The 6,251-nt window shown below is 41.8% G+C and carries 8 protein-coding genes; 5 read left to right on the forward strand and 3 right to left on the reverse strand.

Annotated features, from left to right (window positions below; genetic code table 11):
• Positions 1-12: 12 nt before the first annotated feature.
• The 3 genes from H5158_RS18830 to hemF are packed head-to-tail and all read left to right on the forward strand — an operon-like array spanning position 13 to position 2,109.
• Positions 13-585: a type I DNA topoisomerase gene (locus H5158_RS18830; protein WP_182740633.1), complete on the forward strand. Its 573-nt coding sequence runs from the start codon at positions 13-15 to the stop codon at positions 583-585.
• A 37-nt stretch (positions 586-622) separates the two neighbouring features.
• On the forward strand, positions 623-1,189 hold the full coding sequence (locus H5158_RS18835) for an L-threonylcarbamoyladenylate synthase (protein ID WP_182718493.1): 567 nt from the start codon (positions 623-625) through the stop codon (positions 1,187-1,189).
• Between the two features lie 2 nt (positions 1,190-1,191).
• A complete protein-coding gene (gene hemF, locus H5158_RS18840) occupies positions 1,192-2,109 on the forward strand; it encodes an oxygen-dependent coproporphyrinogen oxidase (RefSeq protein WP_182740634.1) in 918 nt (305 codons plus the stop codon).
• Between the two features lie 50 nt (positions 2,110-2,159).
• On the opposite strand, the gene H5158_RS18845 is transcribed toward hemF, so the two are convergent.
• Together H5158_RS18845 and H5158_RS18850 are read right to left on the reverse strand one after the other, a co-directional pair.
• Complete coding sequence (locus tag H5158_RS18845) at positions 2,160-3,761, reverse strand: methyl-accepting chemotaxis protein (RefSeq protein ID WP_145241780.1); 1,602 nt, start codon at positions 3,759-3,761, stop codon at positions 2,160-2,162.
• Between the two features lie 99 nt (positions 3,762-3,860).
• On the reverse strand, positions 3,861-4,298 hold the full coding sequence (locus tag H5158_RS18850) for a group II truncated hemoglobin (RefSeq protein ID WP_145241782.1): 438 nt from the start codon (positions 4,296-4,298) through the stop codon (positions 3,861-3,863).
• Between the two features lie 67 nt (positions 4,299-4,365).
• Between H5158_RS18850 and aroE the strand changes: the two genes are divergently transcribed.
• Positions 4,366-5,190, forward strand: a complete 825-nt coding sequence (gene aroE / locus H5158_RS18855) for a shikimate dehydrogenase (protein WP_145241784.1) — start codon at positions 4,366-4,368, stop codon at positions 5,188-5,190.
• Positions 5,187-5,441, forward strand: coding sequence for a DUF1488 domain-containing protein (locus tag H5158_RS18860; RefSeq protein ID WP_182740635.1), 255 nt, complete (start codon positions 5,187-5,189; stop codon positions 5,439-5,441). Before aroE ends, H5158_RS18860 begins: the two co-directional genes overlap by 4 nt.
• Here H5158_RS18860 and H5158_RS18865 read toward each other — a convergent pair.
• Entirely contained in the window at positions 5,438-5,971 is a 534-nt protein-coding gene (locus tag H5158_RS18865; protein WP_182740636.1) for a gamma carbonic anhydrase family protein, read from the reverse strand. The two genes, H5158_RS18860 and H5158_RS18865, sit on opposite strands and share 4 nt — an antisense overlap.
• Positions 5,972-6,251: the final 280 nt, after the last annotated feature.

Consider the following 6,251-nt stretch of genomic DNA (forward strand, 5'->3'; position numbering starts at 1 on the left):
CTTAGGGAACACATGAGTAAAATCGACCAATCGCTTTTTTCTGCAAATCAACATGCCTTAGAAAAAGAATACGAAGTGTGCCCTAAATGCGGTTCAGAGCTTGTGATCCGCAACAGTAAATCAGGTCCTTTCCTTGGCTGTGCGAGTTACCCCGAATGTGATTTTATTCGCTCGCTTGCTCAACATGATACTCAACAAATCAAAGTACTTGATGATAGCTCTTGTCCAGAGTGTGGTAATCCGCTAGTAGTGAAGAATGGCCGCTATGGTATGTTTATTGGCTGTACGGGTTATCCTGAGTGTCACTACATTGCTCATGATGAGCCTGAGCCAAATGAAGAAGTTTTACCTGCTTGCCCTAAGTGTAAAAAAGGCCAGTTAGTGGCGCGTAGTAATAAATTTGGTAAAACATTTTATTCATGTAATAGCTATCCAAGTTGTAAATACACACTCAATCACAAACCAGTTAGCCATATCTGCCCCGCGTGCCAATGGCCAGTAATGATGCAAAAGCAAATGACCAATAGTGTTGTGCTACAATGCCCTCAGAAAAGTTGCTCGCATAAATTCACGGTGAGCGAATAATTACCGGCTTTAATTTTATTGTATTTGGAGATTTTCAGTGACTGATACTACCTCAGTTCCTTTAACAGCCCTTGCTGCTGTGTCGCAAGGCGGGGTTATTGTTTACCCAACCGAAGCTGTTTATGGCTTAGGCTGTGACCCCGATAATCAGCAAGCTGTGGAGCGCTTACTTGCAATAAAGCAGCGGCCCGTTGAGAAAGGCTTAATTTTAATTGCCGATAATTATGGGCAATTATTAAAGTATGTTGATGATGCAAAAATTCCGATGGATAAACGCGCTGATATTTTTTCCAGCTGGCCCGGCGCAATTACTTGGGTTATGCCAGCGGCTAAAGGTACGCCTAAATGGTTAACAGGACAATTTGATAGTATTGCTGTGCGTGTAACTAATCACCCAACAGTAAAGCGCTTATGCCAAGAATTAGGCAAACCTCTTGTGTCTACTAGTGCTAACTTATCAGGACATGATACGGTCACTAGTATTGCAATGGCTAAAAGTGAGTTTGGCGAGCTGGTGGCATTTTATGTAGATGAACCACTCGGTGGTAACACGCAGCCTAGCACTATTAAAGATGTAATGACCGGCAAAGTATTTAGAGGATAACCATGCACAGCAATTTACTCGAACAAGTAAAAACCTACCTGATGGCCTTGCAAGACACAATTTGCCAAGGTTTAGAGCAAGCTGATGGCCAAGCCAAGTTTGTAGAAGACAGTTGGCAGCGCGAAGAAGGCGGTGGTGGGCGAACTCGTGTTATTCGTGGTGGCAATGTGATCGAGCAAGGTGGGGTGAACTACTCGCATGTGTTTGGTGCTTCAATGCCGGCATCGGCAACTGCGCATCGTCCAGAACTTGCTGGTCGTAGCTTCCATGCCTGTGGTGTCTCGCTAGTGATCCACCCAAACAATCCACATATTCCAACGAGCCATGCTAACGTACGCTTTTTCATTGCAGAAAAGCAAGGTGAGGAGCCTATTTGGTGGTTTGGTGGTGGTTTTGACTTAACGCCATTTTATCCTGAGCTTGAAGATGTTCAACATTGGCATCAAGTCGCGCATGATTTATGTGCGCCGTTTGGAGATGAGGTTTACCCTAAATATAAAAAATGGTGTGACGAGTATTTTTACCTAAAACATCGCGATGAAACGCGCGGTGTCGGCGGTTTATTCTTTGATGATTTGAATGAAGCCGGGTTTGAGCAAAGCTTTGCCTTTATGCAAGCAGTAGGCAATGGCTTTTTAGATGCTTATTTACCTATTATTGAACGTAGAAAAGCAACCCCATTTACTGAGCAGCAACGAGACTTCCAACTTTATCGTCGTGGCCGTTATGTTGAATTTAACTTAGTGTGGGATCGTGGCACTTTATTTGGTTTGCAAAGTGGCGGACGTACAGAATCAATATTAATGTCGATGCCGCCGCTAGCGCGTTGGGAATATAACTATACACCCGAAGAAGGCAGTGCTGAAAATAAGCTATACGCTGACTTTTTAAAACCAAGAGACTGGTTAGGGCTAGCATAGTAAGCAGGCTGCCAGTCAATATCTGGTTTATTGACTGGCAACTTTAAGTATTACATCAATTTAAAGCTTCTTACTTGCTCATCCAGTGAACGCGCTAGATTTAACAGCTCCTCACTTACTTTTTGGTTATCGTTAGCATCCACTAATGACCGCTCAGCGTTATCACTAATACCAATAACACTCCTATTTATTTCCTCTGCGGCTAAGTTTTGTTGTTCTGTCGCGTCGGCTATTTGAATATTAAGTTGATTTATTTCATTCATTTGCATAGAAATATCTTTTAAAGCTTGAGCAACATTTTTTACTTGTTGCGCTCTAGCATCAGCCTCCTCACACGATTCACCCATGGTTTTAACCGTTTGCGCCGCTTCGGATTGCAGTTTGTCGATTGTGCGACGAATTTCATCGGTGGATGCATGAGTACGAGTTGCCAACGTACGTACTTCATCAGCCACCACAGCAAAGCCCCGACCAGCTTCACCTGCACGTGCGGCTTCAATCGCAGCATTAAGAGCTAACAAATTGGTCTGTTCAGCAATACTGCTAATCACTTCGAGTACTTTTCCTACCTCAAGTGTTTGTACTTGTAGTTGACTTACTTGCGCTGCAGCTTGGCGAACATCGTCTGCCAATTGATTAATACTGAGTTCGGTTTGTTCAGCAACATGCATACTTTGTTGTGCCAGTTCATTACTGTTCTCTGATTTTTCAGAGGCAAAGTGAGTGGTGTTTTTTACTTCATTAGAGGAGCTCTCTAGTTCGTTTATAGCAGCTGCCACGGAGTCTGTATTTTTCTTTTGCTCTAAAATAGCGCGCTCAGTAGTATCCGCTGAGGTATAAATTTTTTCTGCTGAGTGGATCAATACTTTTGATGAATGAGATACTTGAGCAATATTATCTTTAAAGGTGGCGATCATCTTATTAAAGCTGGTGGCGAGCCAACCCAGTTCATCTTCAGCGCTATCGTCAATTCGCAGGCTTAAATCTTTGTTGGTTGTAGCTAAATGCATAGCATGACCTAGCTTTTTAAGGCGTACAATAAAAATTTGTCTAAACATAATGCCCAGTAATACAAAGGCAATAATAAAAATAATAGAGAGTAATGCGGTATTTACTAGGGTGTTGTAAGTCACCGCATTATCAATATCAGCTAATGAGTAACTAATTTTAACTACGCCGAGTACATCACCTTCTTGTGCTTGATGACAGCCAAGGCAATTAGTGCCTTTATAATCGCTACTGGCAAACATAGGGCGCAGAAAAGTTATACTGCGGCTATTATTTTGCTGATCAATTAGCAATGTTTCCTTGCCTTTTAAAGCCTCGCGTTCGATATCGTTGCTCGGCGCTTGATTTTTATTGCCCGGCCCATAAAGTTTATTAACAATTGGGGAGCGAATAATATGCGCATCTTCAATATTTGGGTGCTTGCGTAGTTTTTGGCTTAATAGCTCTCTATTTGCCATGGTGCCTGTGATCATCAAAGTATTGATAGAGTCAAAGTAGTTATCAGCAAGAAGCTTAATATTTTCTGCAACAGTGTCTTGCGCAAGCGTTCGTTGTTGGCTTGAGCTACTAAGAATACTGGCAATTAACACAATAATGCCTGTTAGGGCCAATAGGGCATAAATTTTATGTTGGATTGATTTCACACGCACGACGCTTTTTCTAAATATTTGATCACGTATTATCTATATTTAAAAAAAGGCCGTTTTGACTTAGCGCAAATAACGTGCAGTTAAAGAGAAGTGCTAGTGCTGATTAATCATATGACTGGCAAGTTGTGCCAAAGATTTACGTAACCCTTCTCGTAATAAGGGATTATCAATTTCCGCGTCTAACGCTTTATTCATGCAATACATCCATTGATCTCGTAAATCTTGATCAATTGGAAAAGGCATATGGCGTTTACGCAGCATAGGGTGACCATGCTTTTCAACAAACAAGTCTGGGCCGCCTAACCACCCTGATAAAAACTCAAAAAACACTTGGCGAATACGGTCCAATGGTTGAGGATGCATATCATATAACGGTTTAGCGTATTCATCGCTGGCCATAATGTCGTAGAATCGATTCGCAAGTGCTAAAGCACCAGCTTCTCCACCCATCAGTTGATAAGGTGTTTTTTCTGGCGTTGGTGCTTGCTGTTGTTCTGGTGGTTTCGATTTTGAAAAGAATCGTTTAATCATAGTTTTATCATCATTAATTAGCAGTAAGTTACGAGGTAATGTTACTGCACAAAGAGGTTGCTCAAATATGGACAAATATGCAGTTTTTGGAAATCCTATTAAACACTCAAAATCCCCTGCGATACATCAGCAATTTGCAACCTCATTGGGCGAACAAATCGAATACAGCGCAATATTAGCACCGATTGATGGTTTTAAAAAAGCCGTGGCCGATTTTTTTGCCACAGGCGGTAAAGGAGCTAATGTTACAGTGCCATTTAAAGAGCAAGCATTTGCGCTAGTTGATGAGCGAACTGAATTGGCAACCATTGTCGGAGCAGTAAATACTATTAAGTTATTAGATGATGGGCGCTTGCTAGGTGACAACACCGATGGCATTGGTTTTGTGAACGATCTGCTTGCGAATCAGGTTACCATTAAAGATAAACGGGTCTTACTTATAGGTGCCGGAGGCGCTGCACGTGGCGTGGTTTTACCGTTATTGGCACAACAGCCGAGTGAAATCATTATAGTCAATCGTACGGCAGCAAAAGCTAAGGAACTAGCTGAATTATTTGCCCAATACGGTAATGTAACTGGCTATGGTTTTGATGATTTGCCAGTAAGTGATTACTCGCTAATTGTAAACTCTACATCTAGCAGTATGCTTGGTGAATTGCCTGCGCTTGATAAAAAACACCTTGATGGCTGTGAACATGTTTATGATATGTTTTATTCACAGCAAAATACGCTGTTTATGCAATGGGCTCAGGGCTATAAGGCTAATATTAACGTACTTGATGGAAGTGGCATGCTAGTAGGGCAAGCTGCACAAGCCTATTTTGTGTGGCGCAATAATATGCCTGAAATACTCCCTGTTGTTCGAGCATTAAAAACCGGAGAGCTTGCATGAACCAAGCAATCCAATTTATCGACCGATTTGAATTTAACGTACAATCCCAGCAGTTAACGTTTTTTGCTCAAGTAAGTGGCTTAATGGTTGAATGTGTCATTGACACACGCACGCTAACATTGGCAGACCAACAAGCTGCAAAGTTACATTTTGAACAGGCGCGTTTTGACTATGAAGATATAGCCGAGCAACTAATCGAGAATGAAGAATATAACTCGGCAGGACAAATCATTGTTTCAGTGCTGAGTTAATCCTCAGCTAGATACTCATCTTTAAGCTCAACATAATTAGTTGCTGATATTTTTAAAAAACTCAGCTCTTGCTCGGTTAAAGGGCGCGCCTGCTTTACTGGACTACCCACATAGAGAAAGCCCGATTCCAAGCGCTTGTTTGGTGGAACTAATGAACCGCCACCAATTATCACATCATCTTCAATAATGGCATTATCCATTACAATCGCGCCCATGCCGACTAAAATACGATTACCCAAACAACAGCCGTGCAACATAACCTTGTGACCAACGGTAACATCATCACCAATAATTAATGGATAACCATCTGGGTTACTTTTACTGGCACGCGTTAGATGTAACACGCTGCCGTCTTGCACGTTAGTACGTTCACCAATGCGTATATAGTTAACGTCCCCTCGTGCTGCTACTAACGGCCATACACTACTATCTTCACCTAATGTGATATCACCAACTAAAACAGCCGACTCATCTATATAAACAGACTGGTTAAAACGAGGAGTAATTCCTTTATAAGAACGGATTGCCATAAAACACCTAATAAATTAAGAATAAGTTCAATAGTAAGAGGTAAATAGTGTAGCAGTAGAGCCTATAAAATGGCCAGCTAGGATCTGTGCTGTATACTAAACTAGCACTTTTGAGCTGTTTAGCGCGTAAATTGAACGAACAGCACTTTATTTCAAGTTTTCTTTAAAAAACGCTTGCGTAAAATTCGCCGCGCCCTATAATGCGACCCCACTGAGACGGCAGCAGGCAACGCTTAAGCTGCAAGAGTTAATCAGTTAGTCGAGTAAAACTTAAGTTTAG

The organism is Pseudoalteromonas sp. SR45-6 (assembly GCF_014163545.1).
GTDB lineage: Bacteria > Pseudomonadota > Gammaproteobacteria > Enterobacterales > Alteromonadaceae > Pseudoalteromonas > Pseudoalteromonas rhizosphaerae.